General features: G+C 54.3%; 23 protein-coding genes and 1 pseudogene. 17 read left to right on the top strand and 7 right to left on the bottom strand.

Features of this window, described 5'->3' with window-relative positions; translation table 11 throughout:
• Positions 1-42 precede the first annotated feature (42 nt).
• Both ACIQAL_RS09275 and ACIQAL_RS09270 read right to left on the bottom strand, forming a co-directional pair.
• The gene (locus ACIQAL_RS09275; protein WP_401144656.1) at positions 43-405 is read right to left on the bottom strand and encodes a histone-like nucleoid-structuring protein, MvaT/MvaU family; all 363 of its coding nucleotides are present in this window, start codon (positions 403-405) and stop codon (positions 43-45) included.
• 809 nt (positions 406-1,214) lie between these two features.
• Positions 1,215-1,349 carry a hypothetical protein gene (locus tag ACIQAL_RS09270; RefSeq protein ID WP_401144654.1) on the bottom strand — a complete coding sequence of 45 codons (135 nt, stop codon included), beginning with the start codon at positions 1,347-1,349 and terminating at the stop codon, positions 1,215-1,217.
• A 322-nt stretch (positions 1,350-1,671) separates the two neighbouring features.
• Between ACIQAL_RS09270 and ACIQAL_RS09265 the strand changes: the two genes are divergently transcribed.
• The 6 genes and pseudogenes from ACIQAL_RS09265 (at position 1,672) to ACIQAL_RS09240 (ending at position 8,737) form a co-directional block, all read left to right on the top strand.
• Positions 1,672-4,311, top strand: coding sequence for a PAS domain-containing protein (locus ACIQAL_RS09265; protein ID WP_401144653.1), 2,640 nt, complete (start codon positions 1,672-1,674; stop codon positions 4,309-4,311).
• A gap of 135 nt (positions 4,312-4,446) precedes the next feature.
• A pseudogene (locus ACIQAL_RS09260) lies at positions 4,447-4,847 on the top strand (formate dehydrogenase); the annotation flags it as partial.
• A 25-nt stretch (positions 4,848-4,872) separates the two neighbouring features.
• A complete protein-coding gene (locus tag ACIQAL_RS09255) occupies positions 4,873-6,249 on the top strand; it encodes a cytochrome ubiquinol oxidase subunit I (protein ID WP_401144652.1) in 1,377 nt (458 codons plus the stop codon).
• Positions 6,250-6,273: 24 nt separating this feature from the next.
• Complete coding sequence (locus ACIQAL_RS09250; RefSeq protein WP_401144650.1) at positions 6,274-7,260, top strand: cytochrome d ubiquinol oxidase subunit II; 987 nt, start codon at positions 6,274-6,276, stop codon at positions 7,258-7,260.
• Between the two features lie 617 nt (positions 7,261-7,877).
• The gene (locus ACIQAL_RS09245) at positions 7,878-8,375 is read left to right on the top strand and encodes a CinA family protein (protein ID WP_401144648.1); all 498 of its coding nucleotides are present in this window, start codon (positions 7,878-7,880) and stop codon (positions 8,373-8,375) included.
• A gap of 110 nt (positions 8,376-8,485) precedes the next feature.
• Positions 8,486-8,737: a DUF1652 domain-containing protein gene (locus tag ACIQAL_RS09240; RefSeq protein ID WP_401144646.1), complete on the top strand. Its 252-nt coding sequence runs from the start codon at positions 8,486-8,488 to the stop codon at positions 8,735-8,737.
• Between the two features lie 64 nt (positions 8,738-8,801).
• On the opposite strand, the gene ACIQAL_RS09235 is transcribed toward ACIQAL_RS09240, so the two are convergent.
• Positions 8,802-9,314, bottom strand: a complete 513-nt coding sequence (locus ACIQAL_RS09235; protein WP_401144644.1) for a DUF4142 domain-containing protein — start codon at positions 9,312-9,314, stop codon at positions 8,802-8,804.
• Positions 9,315-9,543: 229 nt separating this feature from the next.
• Between ACIQAL_RS09235 and ACIQAL_RS09230 the strand changes: the two genes are divergently transcribed.
• The 7 genes from ACIQAL_RS09230 to ACIQAL_RS09200 all read left to right on the top strand — a co-directional run bounded on the left by ACIQAL_RS09230 (position 9,544) and on the right by ACIQAL_RS09200 (position 15,835).
• Positions 9,544-10,044 (top strand): ferritin-like domain-containing protein, encoded by a 501-nt coding sequence (locus tag ACIQAL_RS09230; RefSeq protein WP_401144642.1) that lies wholly within the window; start codon positions 9,544-9,546, stop codon positions 10,042-10,044.
• Positions 10,045-10,522: 478 nt separating this feature from the next.
• On the top strand, positions 10,523-11,410 hold the full coding sequence (locus ACIQAL_RS09225) for a manganese catalase family protein (RefSeq protein WP_401144640.1): 888 nt from the start codon (positions 10,523-10,525) through the stop codon (positions 11,408-11,410).
• A 665-nt stretch (positions 11,411-12,075) separates the two neighbouring features.
• Positions 12,076-12,336: a hypothetical protein gene (locus tag ACIQAL_RS09220; protein ID WP_401144639.1), complete on the top strand. Its 261-nt coding sequence runs from the start codon at positions 12,076-12,078 to the stop codon at positions 12,334-12,336.
• A gap of 477 nt (positions 12,337-12,813) precedes the next feature.
• Positions 12,814-13,611 carry an OBAP family protein gene (locus ACIQAL_RS09215; RefSeq protein WP_401144637.1) on the top strand — a complete coding sequence of 266 codons (798 nt, stop codon included), beginning with the start codon at positions 12,814-12,816 and terminating at the stop codon, positions 13,609-13,611.
• Between the two features lie 235 nt (positions 13,612-13,846).
• Entirely contained in the window at positions 13,847-14,095 is a 249-nt protein-coding gene (locus ACIQAL_RS09210) for a hypothetical protein (protein WP_401144635.1), read from the top strand.
• Between the two features lie 269 nt (positions 14,096-14,364).
• Entirely contained in the window at positions 14,365-15,594 is a 1,230-nt protein-coding gene (locus ACIQAL_RS09205; protein ID WP_401144634.1) for a zinc-dependent alcohol dehydrogenase, read from the top strand.
• Between the two features lie 19 nt (positions 15,595-15,613).
• Complete coding sequence (locus ACIQAL_RS09200) at positions 15,614-15,835, top strand: PLD nuclease N-terminal domain-containing protein (protein ID WP_401144632.1); 222 nt, start codon at positions 15,614-15,616, stop codon at positions 15,833-15,835.
• A 93-nt stretch (positions 15,836-15,928) separates the two neighbouring features.
• Here ACIQAL_RS09200 and ACIQAL_RS09195 read toward each other — a convergent pair whose 3' ends face one another.
• Positions 15,929-16,306: a termination factor Rho gene (locus tag ACIQAL_RS09195; protein ID WP_401144631.1), complete on the bottom strand. Its 378-nt coding sequence runs from the start codon at positions 16,304-16,306 to the stop codon at positions 15,929-15,931.
• 335 nt (positions 16,307-16,641) lie between these two features.
• Positions 16,642-16,959, bottom strand: a complete 318-nt coding sequence (locus ACIQAL_RS09190) for a hypothetical protein (RefSeq protein ID WP_401145335.1) — start codon at positions 16,957-16,959, stop codon at positions 16,642-16,644.
• Between the two features lie 79 nt (positions 16,960-17,038).
• Between ACIQAL_RS09190 and ACIQAL_RS09185 the strand changes: the two genes are divergently transcribed.
• From ACIQAL_RS09185 to ACIQAL_RS09175, 3 genes are all read left to right on the top strand, one after another.
• On the top strand, positions 17,039-17,509 hold the full coding sequence (locus ACIQAL_RS09185) for an ATP-binding protein (protein WP_401144629.1): 471 nt from the start codon (positions 17,039-17,041) through the stop codon (positions 17,507-17,509).
• 1 nt (position 17,510) lies between these two features.
• A complete protein-coding gene (locus tag ACIQAL_RS09180; protein ID WP_401144628.1) occupies positions 17,511-17,792 on the top strand; it encodes a hypothetical protein in 282 nt (93 codons plus the stop codon).
• 1,084 nt (positions 17,793-18,876) lie between these two features.
• Positions 18,877-19,140 carry a DUF1652 domain-containing protein gene (locus ACIQAL_RS09175; RefSeq protein ID WP_401144626.1) on the top strand — a complete coding sequence of 88 codons (264 nt, stop codon included), beginning with the start codon at positions 18,877-18,879 and terminating at the stop codon, positions 19,138-19,140.
• Positions 19,141-19,439: 299 nt separating this feature from the next.
• Here ACIQAL_RS09175 and ACIQAL_RS09170 read toward each other — a convergent pair whose 3' ends face one another.
• Both ACIQAL_RS09170 and ACIQAL_RS09165 read right to left on the bottom strand, forming a co-directional pair.
• The gene (locus tag ACIQAL_RS09170; protein WP_401145297.1) at positions 19,440-20,003 is read right to left on the bottom strand and encodes a TetR/AcrR family transcriptional regulator; all 564 of its coding nucleotides are present in this window, start codon (positions 20,001-20,003) and stop codon (positions 19,440-19,442) included.
• A 213-nt stretch (positions 20,004-20,216) separates the two neighbouring features.
• On the bottom strand, positions 20,217-20,918 hold the full coding sequence (locus ACIQAL_RS09165; RefSeq protein WP_093458052.1) for a glutathione S-transferase family protein: 702 nt from the start codon (positions 20,916-20,918) through the stop codon (positions 20,217-20,219).
• 805 nt (positions 20,919-21,723) lie between these two features.
• Between ACIQAL_RS09165 and ACIQAL_RS09160 the strand changes: the two genes are divergently transcribed.
• Positions 21,724-22,689, top strand: coding sequence for an AraC family transcriptional regulator (locus ACIQAL_RS09160; RefSeq protein WP_401144624.1), 966 nt, complete (start codon positions 21,724-21,726; stop codon positions 22,687-22,689).
• The last annotated feature ends 48 nt before the right edge of the window (positions 22,690-22,737 follow it).

Below are 22,737 nucleotides of genomic sequence, written 5' to 3'. Positions count from 1 at the left end.
AGTAGCCTCCCTACCCTGCCTCAGCCTGATCAGAGTATCGACTTACGATACCCAGGACTCAACGACATCGCTTCCGTATTCGCCTTTCCACTGCTTCAAAGTCTTGTGGTTGCCGCCTTTCGTTTCAACCACTTCGCCATTGTGCGGGTTCTTATAAACCTTCACTGAACGGGCTCGACGGGCGTTTTTCTGTGGCACTGGCGCAGCTTTTTTAGACGCAGCTTTGGGATCAATGATCGAAATCACGTCTTTCAAGCTCTTGCCGTATTCGGCGAGCAGATCGCGGAGTTTGGTCTCAAATTCAATTTCTTGCTGAAGACCTGCGTCCCCCTTCAAGGCTTCGAGGGCAGCCAGCTGCTCCGCAAGGTGTTGCTCAAGCTGACGGAACTCTGCGAGCTTTGACATATGTATCTCCTGATGAAAATGTCTGTTTTATCTGAATACCATTCTAGCAGGCGCCTAGTCAGCAGTGCTGGACAGCGTCATCAGATGCAAGGACGACTGCCGATATTTAGCGGTTGAGGGGACCCGGTTTATAACTTGGTGTTGTCGCTGACGAGCGTTAGCCCGTTCCACTGACATTTCGTTGACCCATGTCACTGCTTCCACAGTTTATACCAGCGAAGTCTTTGAGCACTTCCACTGGGCCATCGGTGCGCAGGCAAGCGGGTCATCTCCACATCAGCGGGAACACTCTTCAAGCAAACTTGTGATTTCAAGGTGGAAAACCTTCCAGCCAGAAGTGCCTAAAGGCCTCAGATCTCGGGCCGAGGTTGCATCGGGACCTGCCCCCATCCACGGTTAGGAAACCATTCAGAAAGAAACTACCCTTTCTCGGAACATTCTCCGGCAGGTACGTAACCACGCATAGAGCATGAATTTTGAGGACTTGAACACAGGTAGCCGCTGACCCACTTACGCGGTTCGGCTTACGGTTGGGGATTGGTAAAAAAATTCTCAGCTAGCAGCGAAGAACGTCCGTCTATCCAGAGCGCGGTTTATGGGATATGCATGCCGATGACTGGTCGCGAATCAAGGAGTGCCCCGGAGGCCATGAAGGCATCAGCGTAGCGCTAGCTATTGCCCGCCCGCTTGCTTGGTTCGGCGAAGCCCGTGTGTGCAAATGAACCGGCTTCGCCGAAGGCTCCCTGCGGGAGTGAGTTTTGGATTCGTTTAGCTTCGGTCAGTCGCCCGGCTTGTGCTTATGGATAGGGTCAGTCGCCCGGCTTGTGCTTATGGATAGGCAAAGTCGGATGTTTCTTGTCATTAGGCGGATCCACATGCCGCCTGCGATCATCCTTACCATCTTCGCGTTTGGGTTTCGGGCCTGGCTTGATGTTAGTGAACATACCTACTCCTGTAATGAACGTTCGATGAACAGCTGAATAAACATAGCTCAAAGCTTCATCGTGTTCCGGTCGCCATGCACATTCCGGCAGGTTGTCTGCAACGGCGCAGCGGGTTGAGAACTCATTGGCATTACAAACCAGCTTGGCCGACCGCAAAGGTCTCCCGAAGGTGCGCAACCCCTGTATGGCTGCATCGCTCAAGCTGACGCTGATCAACTATCTGAGTTACGCCGTTCAGTATCCGGGAGGACTGACCCATACTGGAACTATCGCTGCGCCACTGACTCGCATAACCACCTGCCCCTAATGGACTTGAGCCTTCATGATCCAGCCTGCCGCCACTGCCAGTCTGCCATTTTTACCACCGAGTAAACTTGGCGAACTCATCCGTCATCACGACTGGACATCCAGTGGCTTGGGCGAGCCTTCCCGCTGGCCGCAGAGTCTCAAGACCGTAACCTCAATGCTGCTCGCATCGCCTGTACCCATCGTGCTGCTCTGGGGCGAGAAAGGCATCATGATCTATAACGACGCCTACTCTGTGTTTGCTGGCGAGCGCCACCCTCGCCTCTTGGGGTCGGAGGTGCGCAAAGGCTGGGCTGAGGTTGCTGACTTCAACGATCAGGTCATGCGAGTCGGCCTCGCTGGCCAGACCTTGGCTTACAAAGATCAGGAGTTGACTTTGTATCGTCACGGGCACGCAGAACAGGTGTGGATGGATCTAGACTATTCGCCTGTCTACGACGAAAGCGGCACACCTGCCGGTGTGATTGCGATTGTGGTGGAAACTACTTCACGTGTCCTAGGGCGCCGCGAGCTTCAACGCAGCGAACAGCGCTTTCGTGCCCTAGTCAATGCAACGACGGATGTCGTTTATCGACTGTCTCCCGACTGGCGTAATCTTCGTCAGCTTGATGGCAAAGGCATTATGGACGACGCCGCACCGTCCAATCTGAGTTGGCTAGACACTTATGTGCCACCTCAGCATCAGACTCACGTCAGGCTCGCGATCGAGGAGGCGATCGGCAGTAAAACTACGTTCAGCCTTGAACATCAGGTGATAGGTTCCGATGGCCAGCTGAGTTGGGTTTCATCACGTGCAGTACCTCTATTCGATGAGCACGGAGAGATTATCGAATGGTTCGGAACTGCGACTGACATTACCTCCCGCAAGGAATCTGAAGAAGCCCTGCGAGCAAACGAACAGCGATTACGGTTCCTTGATGCGCTCGGCAAAGAAACCGCCCGAAGCACCGACGCCGATTCAATCATGGCGACAACGACGCGGATGTTGGGAGAGTATTTGGAGGTATCGGTTTGCGCCTATGCCGATATGGAGTCAGATCAGGACAGCTTCACTATTCGCGGGGACTGGCATGCGCCGGACTCAGTGAGCATCGTTGGTGATTATCGTCTGGCGAGCTTTGGCACACTCGCCATGCACTATCTCCATTCGGGACTGCCGCTGATCTTAGACGACAACGCCAGACAGCTGAACGAACAAGAGGCTGAGGCTTTCCTGAGCATTGGACTTGCTGCGACGATATGTCTGCCATTGGTCAAGGATGGACGGCTCACAGCATTGATGGCCATTCATGACCGAATTCCCCGCGCTTGGACAGAGCGGGAGCTTTCAATCCTGACAGAGGTGGCGGAACGATCTTGGGCACACATCGAACGAGTACGCGCTGAGTCTAGGCGTCATGCGAGTGAGGCACGCTTTCGCCTAGATCTGGAGGCCCAAGTGCTTGAACGCACCGAAGCATTGCGTCAAAGCGAGGCGAATATTCGTCGCACCGAACAAGCTTTGCATCAAGCACAAAAAATGGAAGCGTTGGGGAATCTCACGGGGGGTATAGCCCACGACTTCAACAACCTGCTGATGGCAATCATTGGCAGTCTAGACCTGCTGCGTCGACGAATGCCTGCCACGCCACAGCTCATGCGATTGGTCGATAACGCGCGCACGGGCGCCGAGCGCGGCGCGACTCTGATTGCTCGAATGCTGGCCTTCGCCCGCCGCCAAGAACTCAGAGCAGAAGCGGTGGAACTCAATGAGTTGATCACCGGTATGAGAGAACTACTACAACGCTCACTCGGCCCGACGATCGAGTTACAGGTTACACCCTCGGCAGTTTCCGCATGGGTGCTGACCGATCCCAATCAATTAGAAGCAGCATTGTTGAATCTCGCCGTCAACGCTCGTGACGCCATGAGCGGCCAAGGGCTTATCAAGATCGAGACAAGCCTGCGGAACGCAACGGCATCTGAGGTGCAGCTCAACCCCGGTGAGTATTGGTGCCTTCGCGTCATCGATGCAGGGACGGGGATGGATGAGGACACATTGAAGCGCGCGACTGAGCCTTTTTTCACCACTAAAGGTATCGGGCAAGGCACTGGTCTCGGCTTGTCGATGGTGCATGGTTTGGCTCTTCAGTCTGGGGGCATCATGCGCTTGCTCAGCGGCTTGGGAGTCGGTACCACCGCTGAGCTGTGGTTCCCGGCGATTGAAGCCCCGGACCTGCCCCCCGACTGCGTCGGCAAACACAGCGAAATTCAAGAAGTTGCTCACAACGTCGTGTGGAATATTTTAGCGGTGGATGACGATGAGCTGGTGCTCCTCAATACGGTGGAGATGATCGAAGACATGGGGCATCGAGTTTGGTCAGCCAACTCAGCGCTACAGGCCCTGGATTATCTGAACCAGCAGAAGTTCGACATGATTATTTCCGATCACGCCATGCCGCACATGACGGGCGCACAGCTCGCTTCAGCGGTGTACGACCGGTGGCCGGGCACACCGATGATTTTAGTCTCAGGTTATTCGGACCTAGTGACCGGGCTTCCGCAGAAAATACCGCTGCTTGCCAAACCTTTCTCTCAAGCTCAGTTGATGGATGTGATGAGTACCGTCGCCGAGATTAGGGACACGCCGTCTGATGCATCTTCTCGTGACCTCTAAAGTCTCGGCGCGAGGGAAAAGTGCTCCTAACTCACGTTCCGAAACTGCCTGAGCCAAAAAAGTCTATTTCCATCGTCTTACAGTACGGAATGGGCGGCAGTGACCTCGCCTTTCATCCGGGATTTGCCTCTAACCTTGCAACTCATGACGTTGCGCAGCAACGACCAGTTCAACACGACAGTTTACGGCTACGATGATCGCCTCAGGGGGGTGAAGGGCACACGGAAGGTAGTGTTTCTAAATCGCAACGACGTCGTGCATTTGGGCTTTGCGCCCGGAGCCTAGTTTTGCCTACGTACGGCCATCGAGCCAGATGTCCGGCGGGAGTCGGATCCTTTCAGATCATCGCCTATGATATTCCCGAAGAGTGTGCTGCCTACTACTATCCTGAATCCAATGCGCTGGTCCCTCTTTGGCATTACGCCCGGCGCAGCAAAGTTTCCGCAGCGAAATCAGTACCAATCATTTTGCTGCACGCACAGCCAGATGCCTACAATCTCGACCACGCAGTACCCGAAGCGGACCATGTCGTGTAACGAATGATTGGGCAGAGGAACCGATATGGAGAATGTTGAGTGGGGACTGACAGCCGCGCGAACCCAGTTCGCCGTTACCATTAGCTTCCATATCGTGCTGGCGGCGTTCAGCATCGGCCTGGCGAATTTTCTTCTGGTGCTGGAAGCCCTATGGCTCTGGCGGCGGCAGCAGGTGTACCTGGACATCTACCAATACTGGCTGAAGATTTTCGCGCTCAACATCGCCATCGGTACTGCATCAGGTCTCATGCTGGAATATCAGTTCGGTCTTAATTGGTCGCGACTCTCCGCCCAGGCAGGAGAAATCCTCGGACCCCTGATGTTCTACGAAGTGATGGCCGCATTTTTTCTGGAAGCGGGATTTCTGGGCATTATGTTGTTCGGCATGAAGAAGGTGGGACCTCGCCTGCACTTGTTCGCCACTGGCGCAGTGGCCGTCGGCTCTATCATCAGTGCGTTCTGGGTCTTGTCGGCAAATTCGTGGATGCACACCCCGCGTGGTTTCAGCATCGGCGCCGATGGCCGGTTCCTCGCGCAGGATTGGTGGGCAATCATTTTCAATCCCTCTTTTCCGTACCGTTTCACACACATGTTGCTCGCGACTTTCTTGGCTACCGCCATGCTGATCGCAGGGGCAAGTGCGTGGCAACTGCTGCGCGACTCCGCCAACCTCCGTGCCCGTGTACAGTTTTCAATAGCGCTGTGGACAGTTGCCGTAATGGCACCGTTGCAAATTGCTGTAGGCGATCTTCACGGCGAAAACACCCTGAAATTCCAGCCGCAGAAAGTGGCCGCTATGGAGGGTGCGTGGACCCGTACTGCCGCCGGTGCCGGTGAACCGTTGCGCTTGTTCGCCTGGCCTGACATGGCCGAGCGGCAAAATCATTTTGAATTAGCGATTCCCCGTATCGCCTCGCTGTATCTTCGCCATGATTTGAGCAGCACGATCAAACCGCTGACTGAGTTTGCGCCGCAGGACATCCCCCCTGTTGCTGTCGTGTTTTGGGCCTTTCGCTTGATGGTCGGCCTGGGGTTACTCATGCTCGCACTGGGGATTACCGGCCTCGTGCTGCGCTGCCGCCACCGCTTATACAGTACGCGCTGGATGCAGCGCTGCTGCTTGCTGATGGCGCCAGCCGGGTTCATGGCCATGATCAGTGGCTGGGTGGTTACCGAAGTCGGCCGACAGCCATTTACGATCTACGGCTTGCTGCGAACGGCGGACAGCGCATCAGCGGTTCCGAGCGATCAGGTCATTGGTTCTACGCTTACGATTCTGTTTTTTTACGTGGTGGTGTTCGGTATTGGCTTGTCGGTGTTGCTGCGCATTCTGCGTCAACCCGCCAAGACAGGAGAGCAAGGACCCCAACCGACGCTACCAGACGAAATCCGCAGATCATGAGGGCCACCATTGATGGACGGTGACGTGATCATTTTGCTTTCGGCAGCGGCGCTTGCATTTTCGGTGCTCAGCTACGTGTTGCTCGATGGGACTGACCTGGGAGTAGGTATCCTGCTGGGATTAACGCCATGCCCTGAACGACGTCGCGTCATGGCGGTGTCTATCTTGCCGATCTGGGATGCCAACGAAACCTGGCTGGTATTGGGTGGTGGAGGACTGTTGGCCCTGTTCCCCTTGGCGTATGCCGTCCTACTACCTGCGTTGTACCTGCCGTTTATTGCGATGTCCCTCGCTCTCATTATCCGAGCAATGGCACTGGAGTTCCGAGACTACGCGGATAACGCCTACATCAAGCGGCGCATCGATGGGCTTCACCTATGCGCCTCCGTAATCGCAGGGGGATGCCAAGGAGCGGCGCTGGGAACGCTAGTGCAAGGAGTCTCCAACCAGAACAACGAATTCATTGGAACAGGCTGGGAATGGGCCAGCCCTTTCGCTCTGTACTGCTCGGTGGTGTTAGTCGTCGGGTATGCCTGGCTGGGAGCGTGCTGGCTTTACTGGAGAACCGAATCGGCGTTGCAACAAACATCGCGCTGGCAGGCGCAAATCCTGGCTGTCGTTACTGTCGTGCTGATGACCGTATTGCTGATCTGGACGTCCACCCTGAATCCAGACTATGCCCAGCGACTAAAGATGCCCGTTGTGATGTATTCGACCGTCGGAGTGAGCCTCACGGCGTCTCTTGCATTTTGGATCAGCTTTCGAGCCCGGTACGACGTGTTACCGCTAGTCTGTGCTCTGAGTCTCTTTGTACTGGGGTTCGCGCTGATGGTGATCACGATTTTCCCATTTATCGTTCCACCCAACCTTACTCTCAAAGCGGCTGCTTCAAGTGCTACAAGCCAGAAGTTTATGCTGGTCGGCTTTGCCATACTGATGCCCGTAATCTTCTTCTACAATACGTTCGGTTTTCGCGTTTTCAGCGGGAAGACTCAGTCGGCTAGGAGTTAATTGCCATAATGACCTCAATCAGACGCAGATCGCCATCCCCCCTCATCATCATCGGCTTACCTCTGAAGGCTTGCTGACATTCCTTTAGGCAGGACGTCATACCATATCAGTGATGCCAAATCGCCAAGCCTAGGCTGGGCTGGGCTGGGCTGGGCAATTCAGGCACCGCATCGCAATAGTATTTGGCAAGTTCAGCAAAACCCGAATTTCGTGCGGCAATGTATCGAGCATGAGATTGGGTCATGCTATTGGAGTTTAAGCAGTGCCTCCTTCCCGAACGGGTAAATGATGTGTAAGTGCGAGATCTCACTACATAGCGGGGTGGAGGTACCTCTCCGATGCCGGAAGTTTTCAGAACAACAGAGCATCTCCGGATGCATAGCTATCGTAATGCTTACAAACTCGAAGGGGCCGATAGACCTCAACAGGCCTATGAACTTGGCGTAAACTCCTAGGCGGTGAAGCCAGTCATGTTTCGAGACTTCGTCGCAGCGGTTGCTGACTTAGGAATCTTCTAGGCAATGCTCAATGAGCCGCCACCTGGGTCCGCGTGAACAGCGCTCCAGTCGTCCAAGGCATGAGCGGAGTGATCGGCACAATCATTGGAGCGCGCGTTGATGAATCCTGCTGGGATAGTCAAGTATCTGGAACAACATGGACTGTTGCTTGCAACCGCCGAATCCTGCACGGCGGGGCGTATCGTCGCCCTGCTAGCCGAAGTGCCAGGTAGCGGCTCGCTGGTAGAATGTGGCTATGTTGTCTACTCCCCCGAAGCTAAGCAGCGACTCTTAGGTGTAAATCCTAGGACTATTGCTCACTTCAACCTGACGAGCGTCGAGGTTGCTCGGGAAATGGTGATAGGTGCGCTGCGGGACAGTCCAGCCAATGTAGCAATCGCAACTACTGGCTTATGTGGAACTGAGGATGTGGACGGGATTCCGGCGGGCACTGTCTGCTTTGCATGGGGATTCGTACATGAGGACCGCGTGAGCGTGTTCACACGCAAACATCGCTTCTTCGGGGATCGTGCGACTCTCCAGCATGAGGCTGCAATCCATGCGCTGGAAATGCTACCTCACTTCCATGCCCGGATGAAGGCAGGAGAATCCGCTTAAAAAAGGTCAATCACCGCCGCTTGCCCCTTATCCAGCTGTTTGGTTTTTGACTGACTTATCTGACGATCTGCTTGTCCACCGTTTACAACAAAACAGACAAGGAAAACGCCATGGTCATGTCATTACTGGAACTACGACACATCATTGAATCAGGTCTTCTACCGCTCAAATGCCGATGTACGGCAGATGCGAATGGAGATCTAACCATTGAGTTAATGGACGAGTATGCCGGTACGAACTTGGTGACCGGTGGCATCCCGATTGCGAGTCTTCAAACGAGCCGGGATATCGCAAATCTGATCGCACAGTTGAGATCTGAAATTGCTTCATCAGCGTCTGGCTTCAACCGATCCCGAGCCTGATTGCCTGCAAGCGTTCGAATACCGCCCGGATGGTCGCCAAGCCTTGGCCTGGCGACCATGAGGATCAATTAGCGGCATCACCACCGTGCGCTTTAGCCAACGCTTGTGCGTGAGCCAGATGATCTTTCAGCTTTGGCAAGGTCTCGGCAGCAAAAGCTTTGAGTTCAGCATCCTTGCCATTGGCTGCCTCATCTTCGAAAATCTTGATCGTCGCCTCATGAGCCTTGACCTGATTATTTGCATAGGCCTGGTCGAACGACTTGGCGCTGCGCAGCTCCAGGATCATCGACTTGGCCTTGTCCATAAGTTGCGCATTATCGGAAACCTTCAGCTTTTTCGAATCCGCTATCGATTTGAGCTTGGCATTCGCGGCAGTGTGATCTTTGATCATCATTTCAGCGAAGCTTTTCACGTCGGCGGCACTGCCCTTTTCCTGCGCTAGCTTACCGGCTTCCACTTCAGCAACGCCTTTGGCAGAAGCGTCTTCCACGAAATCATCGCTGTCCTGAGCGGCATATGCCTGGCCGGCCAGCGTCACCATAAGCGCAAGAGCTGATGTTTTAATGAAATGTGCCATGTGATCAGTCCTTTATTGATAAACGAGAAGGCGATTGCCCACCTTTTTGAGCAATCCGCTGGGTCCATGGTTCCGTCAAATTGAAAAGAACCAATCTCCAAACGCCATTCGTCGGCAGCACGAAGATCAATCTGGAACTGTTAATTCACGCGCTTGGTCGAGCTTAACAACCGGACCTGAACGTCCGGGATAACAGTTCTTCTATTATCAATGGATGAGGAAACTTCCCATGGCTAGAACCACTGTCGACGACCTGTTCATTCATGAACTCTCTGACGTTTATAGCGCAGAAAAGCAGATCACCAAGGCCCTTCCCCGGCTTGCCCGAGCAGCAACAAATCCTAAACTTGCCGAAGCTTTCACCTCACACCTTGAGGAAACACATGGTCAGATCGAACGCATCGATCAGCTTGTGGAGCAGGCAGGTTTGAAGCTCAAGCGAATGAAGTGTGTTGCCATGGAAGGTCTGATTGAGGAAAGCAAAGAGCTGCTCGATGAGATTGAAAAAGGCGAAGTGCTCGATGCCGCTCTGATAGGAGCCAGCCAGAAGGTCGAACACTACGAAATCGCCTCGTACGGGACGCTGATCGCGATGGCCAAACACTTGGGCATGACCGATGCCGCAAATCTGCTGGCAGAAACCTTGGCCGAGGAGAAGGCGGCGGATGAAAAGCTGTCAGCGATCGCGGAGCAAGGTGGTAACCAGGCTGCCACGCTTGCCAAAAGATGAGTCATAAGCTCTTGAGACATTCAAGGTGCAAAGACAGAAGGTCTGTTTCGACCCCTACGAACCGTCTAACGAAACCGAGTACCAACGCGCTGTTGGATTTCAATCTCATGTTGAAACGTTGAAACGTTGAAACGTTGAAACGTTGAAACGTTGAAACGAGGGATGATCATTGCTCTCTTTGTTCAACGCTTCAAGGGGGGATTGACTAAACCGCTGTAGCAAAACGCCACGTTATCGTGAGTGCAAAACTAGCCAGTGGCTGCACGGGCTGCCTGAATAAATGGTCAATACTCCCATTTGCCCACCTCCGGTGGGCTTTCTTTTGTGCATGCGCCATTCCGGTCCCCAGACTTCTGACCGTTCGTCATACGAAGCATGAAACGCCCGAAATTTTTCTAGCTGCCTTGTTTCGAAACTTATGCAAGCGTTGTTGCCCGCAGAGGCAATGCGCCCTAAACCTGAGCCAGAGGAAAGCCTAATGTTTCTACACAATAAGCGCCTTCAATACACCGTACGTGTCTCTGAACCCAACCCAGGCCTTGCAAACTTGCTTCTTGAGCAATTCGGCGGGGCTCAAGGCGAACTCGCCGCCGCAGCACGCTACTTCACTCAAGCATTAGCTGAGGAAGATCCAGGTCGTAAGGATCTGCTGATGGACATTGCTACTGAAGAGTTGAGTCACCTAGAGATCGTCGGCTCAATCATTGTCATGCTCAACAAGGGGGCTAAAGGTCAGCTCGCTGAGGGGGTCCAGGAGGAAGGTGAGCTTTATCGTGCCATCAACGGTGCCGGCAACGATTCGCATATCACCAGCATCCTCTACGGTGCAGGCGCGCCGCTGGTGAACTCCGCCGGCGTTCCATGGACGGCGGCTTACGTGGATTCGATCACTGAGCCCACTGCGGACTTCCGCTCGAACATCGCGGCTGAAGCCCGCGCCAAGATCGTGTATGAGCGGTTGATGAACGTAGTAGACGACCCTGGCATCAAGGATGCTCTGGGCTTCCTAATGACGCGTGAAATCGCGCACCAGCTCTCGTTCGAAAAAGCCCTGCATTCCATCCAGCCAAATTTCCCTCAAGGCAAGTTGCCAGGCATGCCTGAGTTTTCTCGCACCTATTTCAGCATGTCCAATGGCGAGCCAAATGTACGGGGCCCATGGAACAGCGATGCGGACTTCCAGTATGTCGAGAATCCACAGCCCGCGGTCGATGGTGGCGATGGGAAAGCTACGGTTGAGTTGACTGAAGCGGATGCTGTGACCCTAACGATGATGAAAGAACGTACCAAATCAGACCTTACCGCAAGTCCCGTAACAGGCGCAGATCTTGGCTCTGGTATGGCTCCGGGCAAAGACGTTAATTGATTTCTCCGAGGGATTGGATGCCTGTCATGCAGGCATCCCTTTTTCATTTCCGGAAGGATTCGGACATGAATACGCTCGAAACACATTTCGCAGATTACTGATTGACCGGCCTCCTGCTCATTACTAGTTCCGGTCTCATTACATTGTTCCCGGGCTGCGGGAGGTCGGTTTAGCGGCCAGATTCATTACTGCGCTTAGGGCCTGGGCTGAGGAACACCGGATGGATATTCACAACGCCGTTCGGACTCGCTTCAGAGAGGCCAGCGCGCAAATGTTGGCAGCAAGGTACCGAGGGGTTGCAGCAGGGTTATATGGCGCACAAGGCGCTCAGCTCCATAGGGCACGCAGCTCAGCATTTTCAGAGCGCACCCCGCGAGTTGAAACTCTCTAAGGAAACCTATGAAAATCGCTTGTCTTGGCTGGGGCTCTCTGATCTGGAATCCAGGAGAGCTAGTACTCGCATCCGAATGGCAATCTGACGGTCCTCTTTTGCCAATCGAATTCTCTCGCGTGGGAGATGCTGGCGAAATGGCGACTGCAATTTGCCTAAATGCGCCACCATGCCAAGTGCTATGGGCGCCGCTGACCTTCCAACACCTTGACGAGGCAGTAACCGCCTTACTTAGACGGGAGAAAATCCCTTTGATCGAGAGGATGGCGTGGGTGTGTTCACCATTAACAGCCTGACCGTAGGGGTTCTGGGTAAATGGGCGGCTGATCGCCAATTAGATGCAGTTATCTGGACCGCATTGCCGCCTCGCTTCGAAGGAGTAGAAGGACTCATTCCCTCGCTTGACGACGTCCTTTCGTACCTGATCAGCCTGGATGGGCAAACGCTGGCACGTGCGAAATTTTATATGGAAAACGTGCCCGAACAGATCGAGACGCCATATCGAAGGGAGATCAAGAAACTAGGCTGGGATTAAGCCCAGCCAAATGAACTACGCCGCTTTTTAGGGAGGAGCGCAACCGTCGGCAGCGTGTAAACCTCACAAGGAGAATCGTATGCAATGTTACCTCTGTGGGCTTGATGCCCAAAACGAATTGAGCCCGATGGGCGAGCTTGTAACGTGCCGGGACTGTGGCATCTACAAGGTATCCGGAACCGTGCTCAGGGAGCTTAGGTTCAGAAAGCTTAATTTTTCTAAGATGCGTGACGACCTTCATCGGCAACGTCAGTACAACGCTACCACTGTCGCCGAGATCAATAGCGAAACCGCGATCTGGGCATGAACGTCGCTGAGTGCAAGGTTTCCAACCACGCTGACTGTTGTTGAGCGTGAAGACCTTTCGCTTGGCCATGCTGAAGCATGAGTGGGAATGAGTGACCTGCCGCAGTCAACTCACGTGGGCAGATGCCCCCTTCAGCCTCGGCGACACGAGACATCGAACGAGAATCTGCGATGAGAATTACCGCGTATACCAAATCATCCTTTGTAAGCAAATTAACCTGCCTGAGCATAACCCTGACGGCATTGGCGGCCTGCTCTGATCATCGTTCACCTTCCCCCGTCGATGCTCTGGGAAAGCCGACAATGCCGATGACCAAAGCCCTTGAGACAGGCGCTGACATTTTGCAAAGTCGTGCCCCGGTCGACCAGTTAAATGCTTACCTGGACGGATTCCACTTCTATAACGGTAACCGCCAGGCACAGATGGAAGCGCATCACTACTGTTCGGTGCTGAACGAGGAAGTCATCCAGTGCGCCATCTTCGACGGTAACACCAAGGACGCTAAGCTGATGGGCGTTGAGTACATCATCAGTGCAGCACTCTTTGCCCAGCTGCCAGAAGGTGAAAAAGCGTTATGGCACAGCCACAAACACGAAGTGAAATCAGGTCAGCTCATCGCGCCCGGTATTCCTGAACCTGCTGAACACGCACTGATGGAAAAGCTCGTGAACACCTATGGCAAGACTTGGCACACCTGGCATACCGACCAGGACAAAACGCTTCCATTGGGAGTGCCTCAACTCATGATGGGCTTCACGGCCGACGGACAGGCAGATCCACAAATGGTCAGCGAACGAAACAAACGATTCGGCATCAGCAGTGAAGCCAATCGAGCCGCACGCGCGGATATTGCCACGCCGGAACCTTTATCTGGGGCCGACGCCTGGCGGCATGGAAAGGTCATACAGATCGAAGACCCGACCGGCGCTTCTCACGCGGCGCCTACTCAGCATTCGCGGGGAGACTAGGTCAGCAAATCGTTTGACAGGACCAACCCGCACAGCAAGCGCATATCTCTCGAAACGCTGTCGTGAGAACCTTTGCCAATTCCATAGAAACCGCTATTGCCATGTGCTGCCATCGAACGATGCCTGCACCGGTCGCAGCATGAAATACTCTACGAGCAGTTTGTGATTTCGAAAATTGGTGAGTCCAGACGTCGGCCACAGGAATCCAGTGAGATACACCTAAAAGGAATGCTTGGTGCTCGAAGAACAGATCCGCGCACTCCGCCTTCCCAAATCGCTTCAGAACGAAATCGATGACTTGGTGCGTGCACTCAACGCGGCCAAAGAACGGGAAGCAATCGAGCGGGAAGGTGCCATGCAAGTGGCGTTCATTCTCGGACTGGAAAAGGCGAAAACTCTACGCCCCGCTGACATCAAAGCGCTCTATATGATATTCGACGACGCAGTTCAGGCTCGGCTCCGATCCGCTTCACACCTTCCTTGATCACAGAGGCATCGCTGAACCGCCTCGGAGCGTATGCACGCGCCAGGCTGCGCATGCATTGCGATTTATACGTGCTTTACAGTACGCGTCTTCACTGTGGAGGAGCTATATGACCTGTGAGAGCTACTGCTGAGCAATTGCCGGCGCCCCATAATCAGGACGTTCCGTCCAGTTGAAGTACCGTTTATCCTGCACTTCTGAACTTCAGACCGCTTGTCAATCTCCGCTATTTACCCATCGACAATAGCCACGTACCTCGGAGATTGATTATGAGAGCACTCACCTATCATGGCGCACACGACGTAAAAGTGGACACAGTGCCCGATCCTACCCTTGAGGAAGCGGACGACATCATCCTGCGCGTTACTGCCACTGCCATCTGCGGTTCTGATCTGCATCTGTATCGAGGCAAAATCCCGACCGTTGAACACGGCGATATTTTCGGCCATGAGTTCATGGGCATCGTTGAGGAAACCGGATCTGGAGTCACGGCGGTACAGCCGGGGGACCGCGTGGTGATCCCTTTTGTAATCGCTTGCGGCTCGTGTTTCTTTTGCCAGCAAGATCTTTTTGCAGCCTGTGAAACCACCAATACGGGACGTGGCGCGATTATCAACAAAAAAGCCATTCCGCCCGGAGCGGCACTGTTTGGGTTCAGCCATATGTATGGCGGAATCCCTGGTGGGCAGGCTGAATATGTCCGAGTACCCAAAGCCAACACAGGCCCATTCAAAGTGCCGGGCACGCTTGCGGATGAGAAAGTTCTATTTCTCTCGGACATTCTGCCCACCGCGTATCAGGCGGTTACCAATACCGGCATCGGTCAAGGCTCCAGCATTGCCATTTACGGCGCCGGGCCAGTCGGACTGCTCAGTGCTTCGGTCGCTCGGATGCTGGGGGCCGACCGTATTTTCATGGTCGACCATCATCCCTACCGGCTCGCCTACGCCCAGCAGGCATACGGTGTGATTCCAATCAACTTTGATGAAGACGACGACCCTGCGGATACCATCATCCGCCAGACACCTGGCATGCGTGGCGTAGACGGTGTGGTTGATGCGGTGGGCTTTGAAGCGAAAGGCAGTACCACCGAAACCGTCCTCGCCACGTTAAAGCTGGAGGGAAGCAGTGGCAAGGCGCTGCGTCAATGTATCGCTGCTGTACGGCGGGGTGGGGTTGTTAGCGTGCCGGGAGTTTACTCCGGCTTCATTCACGGATTCCTGTTTGGCGACGCCTTCGACAAAGGCCTGACGTTCAAAATGGGCCAGACTCACGTGCAACGCTTCCTGCCTGAGCTGCTGGAGCACATCGAGACTGGGCGGCTTTCTCCCGAAGCCATCGTCACTCACCGAATGTCATTGGAGCAGGCCGCCGAGGGCTACAAGCTTTTCGATAAAAAGCAGGAGGATTGCCGCAAGGTCATTCTGACGCCAGGTGGAAACAACGTTGCAGTGCCGGAGATCGAGCCCACCGCAACGTCAACTGTGCCTGCCGTCTGACCGGTTGGGGAGGTGTGATATGGAATCAACATTATTGTGGGTTGCCATTGCCGTCCTCGTGCTGCTGGTGGACCTCTGGGCCATTGCAAGTGTCTGGCACACTACCAAATCGTCGGGCACGAAGTTTGGATGGGCGATTTTGATCATCGTATTCCCCTTGGTTGGACTCGTTATCTGGGGCATTGCGGGGCCGCGAGGCGTGGCAGAGCCGCCGACTTCCAAGGAGCACAGCAAAGGATGATTCACTCTGGCGTCCGCTGGGAATCCCGCCAGCGGACGCCCCTGATGAGTACATTCGAGAAACGCCTGTCCTCGGCCCCGGGTAAGGCTTGAGTCATTTTGCTCGGAGCGCCTTAATCAACTCGGCCTTGGTCATTTTCGAGCGTCCAGGGACATTGCGAGACCGCGCCTCTGTCATGAGACTGGCTTTACTCTGATTTTCAAACGACGACTGCGTGTCGCGGCCATGACGACTGCGGGTTTGCGCAGCCCTCTTGCCCGAATCAGATTTGGCTTTAGCCTTGGCTGAAGCAGATGTGGTCTTACCTGCCCCCCCTGCCTTGTTACCTCCGCCTGACTGCTTGTTCACCGTTGCCCAGGCACGGGCCTCGGCCTCACCTTTTGGCGTGCCCTTCTCTTTGTAGCTTTCTTCGATATGCTCCGCTTTGCGTTTTTGCTCTTCGGTGTACTTGTCTTTGCTTCCACGTGGCATGGCTGATCCCTCCGAGTCGAAAATCGAGGCCGCGTGGACGCGCCTCTGCCACTAAAGAAGTCGATTCTTTCAGGAAAGTTCACCGAGTTTTCCCCCCGTCCTCGGTTTATCCTCGGCAACCTAAAAAATCAGACGGAACGGCTCTCAAATCGAATTTGTCCATTGTTCAGTTGAACGGAGACGCCCGTGGATATCAAGGTTCAAGCACCACCTCACGGGGCATAGGCGTACTCAGGATGAGCAGATTGAACGACTTGTGGCGACGCAAACGAGTAGCCACCTCAAGGACGAATTCTTTGCGGTCATGTCGCACGAGCTGAAACATCCTCTGAACCTCATCCAGTTGAACGCCGAGCTGCTGCGGCGCCTGCCGCAGGCCAAAGGCTCAAACCCGGCTGCAAAGGCTGAATACTATCTGCGAGGCGGTTGCCAGACAGGCTCGGATTATCGATGACCTGCTCGACGTGGCTCGCGTGCATGCTGGAAAACTCAAGCTTAAAAAGCAGCCGCTGGACCTGGGTTTGATCCTTCAGGGTCTCCATGCCGTGGTGATCAATGGTCATCATCCGTGTGAGGTCACGTTGAGTCTGCCGCATGAGTCCGAACAACGGATGATCGTGAACGCAGACGCAACACGGCTCGGAACTGATCATCTGGAACCTCGTCAACAACGCGATCAAACTCACGCCGGGTTGAGGCCATGTCAGATTGACTGCCCTTGCTCACGAAGTCATGGCACAGCTGGATATTCAGGACAGCGGCGTAGGTTTGAATGAATACGACCGGAACAATGTATTCGATCTGTTCAGCCAGGCGGAGCATCAACACGCGACCCACCAGCGTGAGGGGCTCGGAATCAATCTTTCCCTGGTGCGTCAACTGGTGAAGGCCCATGTCGGTTCGGTCGATGTTTTCTCCGAAGGCATTGGGAAGGGATGCACATTTACCGTTCGGCTGCCGTTGTCCACGACTCCGCAGTTGCCCGCGAAGGGTCGTGACACTCCAGAGGACTCAGGCCGACTCCAAGGCCTGAGAGTGCTGTTGGTAGATGACTCGAAGGACGTGCTGGACGTCCTCGAAATGTTGCTTGAAATGGAAGGTGCCGACCTAGCGGCGTTTTCAGATCCCTTGCAGGTACTAGAGGCTGCCAAAATGTACGGTCACCAGTTCATTTTTGCCATCCGGCAGATGCCCCCAATTTGAGATGACGCCTGCGATTGCGCTGACCGGATACGCCACCGCCGGTGACCAGGAAAAGACGCTGCAAGCCGGGTACGATAACCATGTCGGCAAGCCCATTTCTCATGACACTTTTGTCGACATTATCGATGAGGTTTACAGAACAAAGCTCGATAAGGGCAAGCCCCTGCGCTTGGGGCTTGAGATGGCTCAGTCGCGATCTCATGGAGATTCTGATCAAGAAAGCCAACATCCAGAACGCGGCGAGCCTAGTCGTCAAAGCGGCCTGAGAGCACTGCCGCCATAGGCTGAATGGAAGAGGCAAATGCGTCAACTCTGTTCGCACTATCGAACCAATGCCGGAACGCCGGACGGAAAAAAGCCCGCTAGGGTGGCGGGCTTAAAGACCAAAAGGAGTAGCTCCTACCCTAATCGGCGGGAAGTGAAGAAATCGTGAAAACCGTTTTATAACTAATTCTCATTAAGTAAAAGCCGATGAGTGGATCGCTGATGCCGAAGGCTACATTTCGCAGCATCTCAGGCGGAGACTGCACATATCCGGCGAGAAGGTCATTGCGATGCAAACGTGCCGATGCCAGCTGGCGAAGGGATCTGAGTTCGCAGGGCGTCGCGGACAGCATCCGGCGACAGGCCCCCACTGACGTTGAGTGCTAGGTCCGTTTGCGCCCATGAGCCTGCATTAACAGCCGTATGTGCCTGAACCGGGGAGATTAGCTTGGAATGGAGAAAGGCGATTTCAGCCGTGACAAAATGGACTGCATAGGCGGTACCCCAGCCGATAATACTCATACCCAACGCGACGATAGTCTTCCGCAATCCAGGACACATCGACCCTACCTTTCAATGGCAACTCAGTGATCCTAGCTGGCGGAACGTAAAACGGAAAGTAGATGGCCGGAGTGAAGGACGACTGGGACCCAGAGGCTGCTTTCGGACAGGAGCGGTCAGTCGAGTAGGTCGCGTCGAGGATGACCCATTAGTACAAGTCGATAGACGCTTGGCTTTATAATTTCGGCGATTGATAAACGGCATGCCCTTGGTGGGATCGAGAAAACGCGACATAAATTTCCAGCGCCTGATATAACGAGACTAACCACCACGCAGGCTTGTTACGCTCTCTGATAGAGTTAATCCTCAGATAGGGTGACAGCTGCGACTGGTAACAATCACGTTTTATCCTTGACCTTCTGGCCTTCCGGGCCAAGGTGTAGCCAGCAGCTTTCGACCATAAGCGCCCAGTTAGCGGAATTACTATGCCGCTCTCTCGCGTGCAGACGCTTGCGTCAGGATTCGTAGGAGCATACCGTTGCCAGACGCGTTGACCTCGCACGCGCTTTACGTTCACATCGACGATCAAGAGGAGAGAACATATGCTCTCGGACCTTGAAATCAAACATCTGCTGGAAAACGCATTTTTGCCGGATAGGTGTATTTGCAACCTCGATCCCTATGGTTCAGTCAGTGTCCAAATCTACGGCTATGGCACCCAAGAGCTACTGCTTACGGTTGCAGGAATTTCTCGGATTGAAGTGGCGTCTACCCGCTCCGTCGCCAACACTGTTGGCCAGATACGAGAAGAAATACGTCTTAGGGAGATTGTTGGCGAACGCAACACTGGCACAGGCCAGAGGTAGGGCTGTGCTTTGATTAGTGAGTGCTAAGCCTAGAATCATCTATCGGTCAGATGCGAAGACTGTTCATCGCGTGCGAGGGCAACATAGTTCGCGAGTAATGAGCATTTTGTATCCCCTGCCAAGACCAGTCTCGTCGTCTGGTCAGGTTTAGGGTCACTTTCGAGTGCGGCAGCTTCCTGGTTTTCCTAAAACAACGTGACGATGCTGCGATGCGAGCAAAAACGCTTCCCAATGCGTATCCAAGATTGAAAGCCGCTTTTTAACCTCCATCGAGTAACCACTTCGGCCGATGCATCAACTTAAGCTGGTAAGGGTCCGTAGGCACGGTAGGTATCTATAAGCGTGTCAAATAGCGAGATGTCCGATCGGCTTCTGGCAATCAACTGAGCACCTGCCACGGCCGAAAAAATTGCCCGGGCCCGTTTCTCACTGTCTTCTGGCTCGCATACGTTGGCCGCTACGAGAAGCCTGCTTAGCCAGGCAACATTCACCTCCGCGAAACCCTGAATTTCCTGCGTCATCTCTGCCGGCAGATTGTCGGTTTCAGCGCCAACAAAGCTGCCCAGACAGAGACGGTTATCGGCCTCCAGTGAGCGACGAAATATCTCGGGAAAACGACGCAGGGCATCGAGAGCATCTGGCGTTTCCAGAGAGATCACTTCAAGTGCGGCAGCGCCGTCTTCCCAATACCGCCTGGCGACAGCTACACCAAGATCAGCCTTGCTCGGGAAATGGTAGTAAATACTTGCGGGCTTGATTCCAACCTCAGTGGCCAGATCGCGGAAATTCAAGCCGTTGTAGCCTTGAGACTGGGCGATGTTTCGTGCCGCCAGCAGAATGGCTTCTCGGGCGTTGATCGTCATTGCTTTGCCTTTGTCTTTGGATGGGTTATCGGAAGATCGCCATGCTAAATCAAAAAGCCTACCTTTTGTTAGGTAGCGGCGATAAGGAACGGTCACCGACAGATGAGACGCCTTGTCACACATCCCTGCATCCCCCGCGCGCCGGGTCACTAATAGCTCCGTCGGGAGCGCCATGCATTGCGATCCCGACGACTCTACTCACCCAGCAAGATGTCACTCAGACGGCGAATCCAGCTCCGGAATTCCGCTGCTCCGATCAGCATAGGCAGCCTGGAAGCTAGGACGTTTCTGCCAGCGCTGCCAATAGGCATCGAGGAACTCGAAACGCTCATCCAGAGGGGTGGCGTTCACCGGGAACTTGGAGAAGGCAATCGCAGTTGCCAGCGTGATGTCAGCGAAGGTTGGAGCATCGCCGCCAAGCAACCATTCACGGCCATCGGACAGATGACGATTGACCAACGCTGCATGGGCCAAGGCTTCCTTGCGACAGTGCTCGCCCCACGCCTCATTCTTTGTCAGTTCAAGCTTGAAGCCCAACCCGGTGTGCAACACGTGAAACGCCGTCACGATCCGATACAGGATATGCACCCAGACCCGGTTATCCCACATGTTATCGAGTCCTTGCTCCAACGCGGTCTCGCCCATGATCTTGCGGCCCGGATAGGACTGGTCGAGATAGCGAACGATAGCGGCCGTTTCGGAAATGAAGCTGCCATCTGCGAGTTTCAGCGTGGGCGTTTCACCCCATGGGTTCATATTGAGGTGACGCCACCCGCGCTGTTCGCCCCCGGGTGCCATGTCATAAATCGTTTCTTCGAACTGGTCCGCTATTCCCTTTTCGTGCATGAACAGACGCAGTCGTTGAGGGTTGGGAAAAGCGGATGGCGATGTGAAGAGTTGCAGTTTAGCGGTCATGGTCAGCTCCAGAAGGAAAAGGAAGTTTCTACCTAACGTTCGTTAGGTGTGGCTAAATTATCCCTGGCCTTCCGACATGTCAACACCTACCTAACATTTGTTAGTTTTGCAGGGTTGCTGATTCCCGAGCGCGCATGACCACTAGCTCGCGCGAGGAATACCGGCGAGGTCTGACCATGACGTGCAACGCATTTCGTAGAAAGAAGCAGTTGAACCTGCATACCCAGTTCAGTGAAGCATGAGGTAAGGTTGAGGTGTAAAAGAGACAGCGGGATGAGGAAGCTATCTCCCCAAGGCCGCCCCTCGCGACTGTCCGTTATGGGTCGGAAGCCGCCCCTGGGCGAGTTCCGCGTAGCGGGTTTATCAGGTATGTACCGCCTGGTGAAGGAGATCAGGCTCTGACAGCTTGTTTTACCATTGTTGTAAACAGCGGAATTGAAATGACGGCAGTCAAGCAGGTGCCTTTCGTATCTCTTCACACAGGCGCGGCGGTCAAACCAGCTCGTCTTGCTGCTTCTTCATAGAGCAAAAGTTGGTGGACCCGCTGGGGGGGGGAGCCAGCTGGAGGATCTACTTATTTCTCCCAACAATCCCATACTCCAGCCTAGGGATTGAGTACCCATTTGCTTCATTGCCGGAAAAGGTCTATGCATAGATGTCGCCTATGCGATTACTTGGGCATCGGTCATCCCGCTGCCTGCTGCGTGATTGTCAAAAGCACCCTTCTACAAATCTGCGAGCCTCAGCCATCCCATTGGCTTCGGAACCAGCCCCTCAACGAACCAGTGTTGCCTCCGGATCAAATATGAAAAGCGCAGACCATTGGCTCAACTACCTCGTCTCCGAAGACGTCGTCTTGGCACGCTCAAAGCTGAAAGGCGAATGGGGTGTTCAGTTAGAACAAAGCGAAGGTGCATACTTTCATTTCATCAGTGACGGGACTGCGTACGTCCAGATCGACGGCGAACCAGAAGTTACTTTGAAGGCTGGCGACCTCGTCGTTTTTCCTCAAGGGGCACCTCACTACCTTCGCAGCGCTCCTGGCAGCAAAACCCTTCCGTTGAGAGAATTTATCGGAAACACCGAGGCGCGAGACAGCAAGGACCCACACGCTACAGGTCTACTGTGCGGCGCCTTCGGGATAGCTCGGTATCTCACGATGCCAGCGGTTAAATCTCTACCTGCGCTTATGCACCTACAGGCCCAATCCGAGGGAGCAACCGCCCCGTTTATAGTGACGCTCAGGCAGCTATGTGAAGAAGTTGAAAACGTCAGGATGGGCAGTGAAGTGGTTGCCAGGCATCTGCTCTCCACGCTGTTCGTGTACGTCCTGCGGCAATGGTTTGATGACCATCCTCTGTCCGATACGAGCTGGTTTTCATCGTTGCAGAACCAACAAATTGCCAGAGCATTGGCGTGTATCCATCAGAATCCCGCGGCAACCTGGACAATCGATGGCTTGGCTCATGAAGCCGGGATGTCACGTTCGCTATTCGCCAAGCAGTTTCACGAAAGCGTCGGGGAAACCCCTCATTTGTATCTGACACGCTGGCGGATCGGTATCGCAGTTCAGCTACTGAACCAAACAGACATTACCGTCAGCGAGCTGGCCGAACAAACGGGCTACCGTTCTGAATACTCGTTTATTCGCGCCTTCAAACAGATCCGCGGGATTACTCCTACTCAGCACCGGCTGACTCGGGTCGCCGCGAAGACCCTACCGGTTTCTCCCTGTGCGCATACAGCCCAGCTCCAAGTTCTTGCGCGGTGACGCCTGTAGCTTTTCATGCGACACACCACCCGTGATCAAGTCAATGGA

The organism is Pseudomonas sp. NPDC088368 (genome assembly GCF_044753445.1).
Lineage (GTDB): Bacteria > Pseudomonadota > Gammaproteobacteria > Pseudomonadales > Pseudomonadaceae > Aquipseudomonas > Aquipseudomonas bambusae.
Note: the sequence above shows the minus strand (reverse complement) of the source record. Positions and strands in the feature narration are given on the sequence as shown.

What these genes read in the sequence shown, in the direction of transcription:
- ACIQAL_RS09235 (WP_401144644.1), bottom strand. Translation starts at nt 9,314, where the DNA reads ATGGCACATTTCATTAAAACATCAGCTCTTGCGCTTATGGTGACGCTG.
- ACIQAL_RS09185 (WP_401144629.1), top strand. Translation starts at nt 17,039, where the DNA reads ATGGCACAGCTGGATATTCAGGACAGCGGCGTAGGTTTGAATGAATAC.
- ACIQAL_RS09270 (WP_401144654.1), bottom strand. Translation starts at nt 1,349, where the DNA reads ATGTTCACTAACATCAAGCCAGGCCCGAAACCCAAACGCGAAGATGGT.
- ACIQAL_RS09230 (WP_401144642.1), top strand. Translation starts at nt 9,544, where the DNA reads ATGGCTAGAACCACTGTCGACGACCTGTTCATTCATGAACTCTCTGAC.
- ACIQAL_RS09245 (WP_401144648.1), top strand. Translation starts at nt 7,878, where the DNA reads ATGAATCCTGCTGGGATAGTCAAGTATCTGGAACAACATGGACTGTTG.
- ACIQAL_RS09195 (WP_401144631.1), bottom strand. Translation starts at nt 16,306, where the DNA reads ATGCCACGTGGAAGCAAAGACAAGTACACCGAAGAGCAAAAACGCAAA.
- ACIQAL_RS09275 (WP_401144656.1), bottom strand. Translation starts at nt 405, where the DNA reads ATGTCAAAGCTCGCAGAGTTCCGTCAGCTTGAGCAACACCTTGCGGAG.
- ACIQAL_RS09180 (WP_401144628.1), top strand. Translation starts at nt 17,511, where the DNA reads ATGACGCCTGCGATTGCGCTGACCGGATACGCCACCGCCGGTGACCAG.
- ACIQAL_RS09265 (WP_401144653.1), top strand. Translation starts at nt 1,672, where the DNA reads ATGATCCAGCCTGCCGCCACTGCCAGTCTGCCATTTTTACCACCGAGT.
- ACIQAL_RS09165 (WP_093458052.1), bottom strand. Translation starts at nt 20,918, where the DNA reads ATGACCGCTAAACTGCAACTCTTCACATCGCCATCCGCTTTTCCCAAC.
- ACIQAL_RS09205 (WP_401144634.1), top strand. Translation starts at nt 14,365, where the DNA reads ATGAGAGCACTCACCTATCATGGCGCACACGACGTAAAAGTGGACACA.
- ACIQAL_RS09255 (WP_401144652.1), top strand. Translation starts at nt 4,873, where the DNA reads ATGGAGAATGTTGAGTGGGGACTGACAGCCGCGCGAACCCAGTTCGCC.
- ACIQAL_RS09170 (WP_401145297.1), bottom strand. Translation starts at nt 20,003, where the DNA reads ATGACGATCAACGCCCGAGAAGCCATTCTGCTGGCGGCACGAAACATC.
- ACIQAL_RS09225 (WP_401144640.1), top strand. Translation starts at nt 10,523, where the DNA reads ATGTTTCTACACAATAAGCGCCTTCAATACACCGTACGTGTCTCTGAA.
- ACIQAL_RS09160 (WP_401144624.1), top strand. Translation starts at nt 21,724, where the DNA reads ATGAAAAGCGCAGACCATTGGCTCAACTACCTCGTCTCCGAAGACGTC.
- ACIQAL_RS09240 (WP_401144646.1), top strand. Translation starts at nt 8,486, where the DNA reads ATGGTCATGTCATTACTGGAACTACGACACATCATTGAATCAGGTCTT.
- ACIQAL_RS09215 (WP_401144637.1), top strand. Translation starts at nt 12,814, where the DNA reads ATGAGAATTACCGCGTATACCAAATCATCCTTTGTAAGCAAATTAACC.
- ACIQAL_RS09200 (WP_401144632.1), top strand. Translation starts at nt 15,614, where the DNA reads ATGGAATCAACATTATTGTGGGTTGCCATTGCCGTCCTCGTGCTGCTG.
- ACIQAL_RS09175 (WP_401144626.1), top strand. Translation starts at nt 18,877, where the DNA reads ATGCTCTCGGACCTTGAAATCAAACATCTGCTGGAAAACGCATTTTTG.
- ACIQAL_RS09190 (WP_401145335.1), bottom strand. Translation starts at nt 16,959, where the DNA reads ATGATCAGTTCCGAGCCGTGTTGCGTCTGCGTTCACGATCATCCGTTG.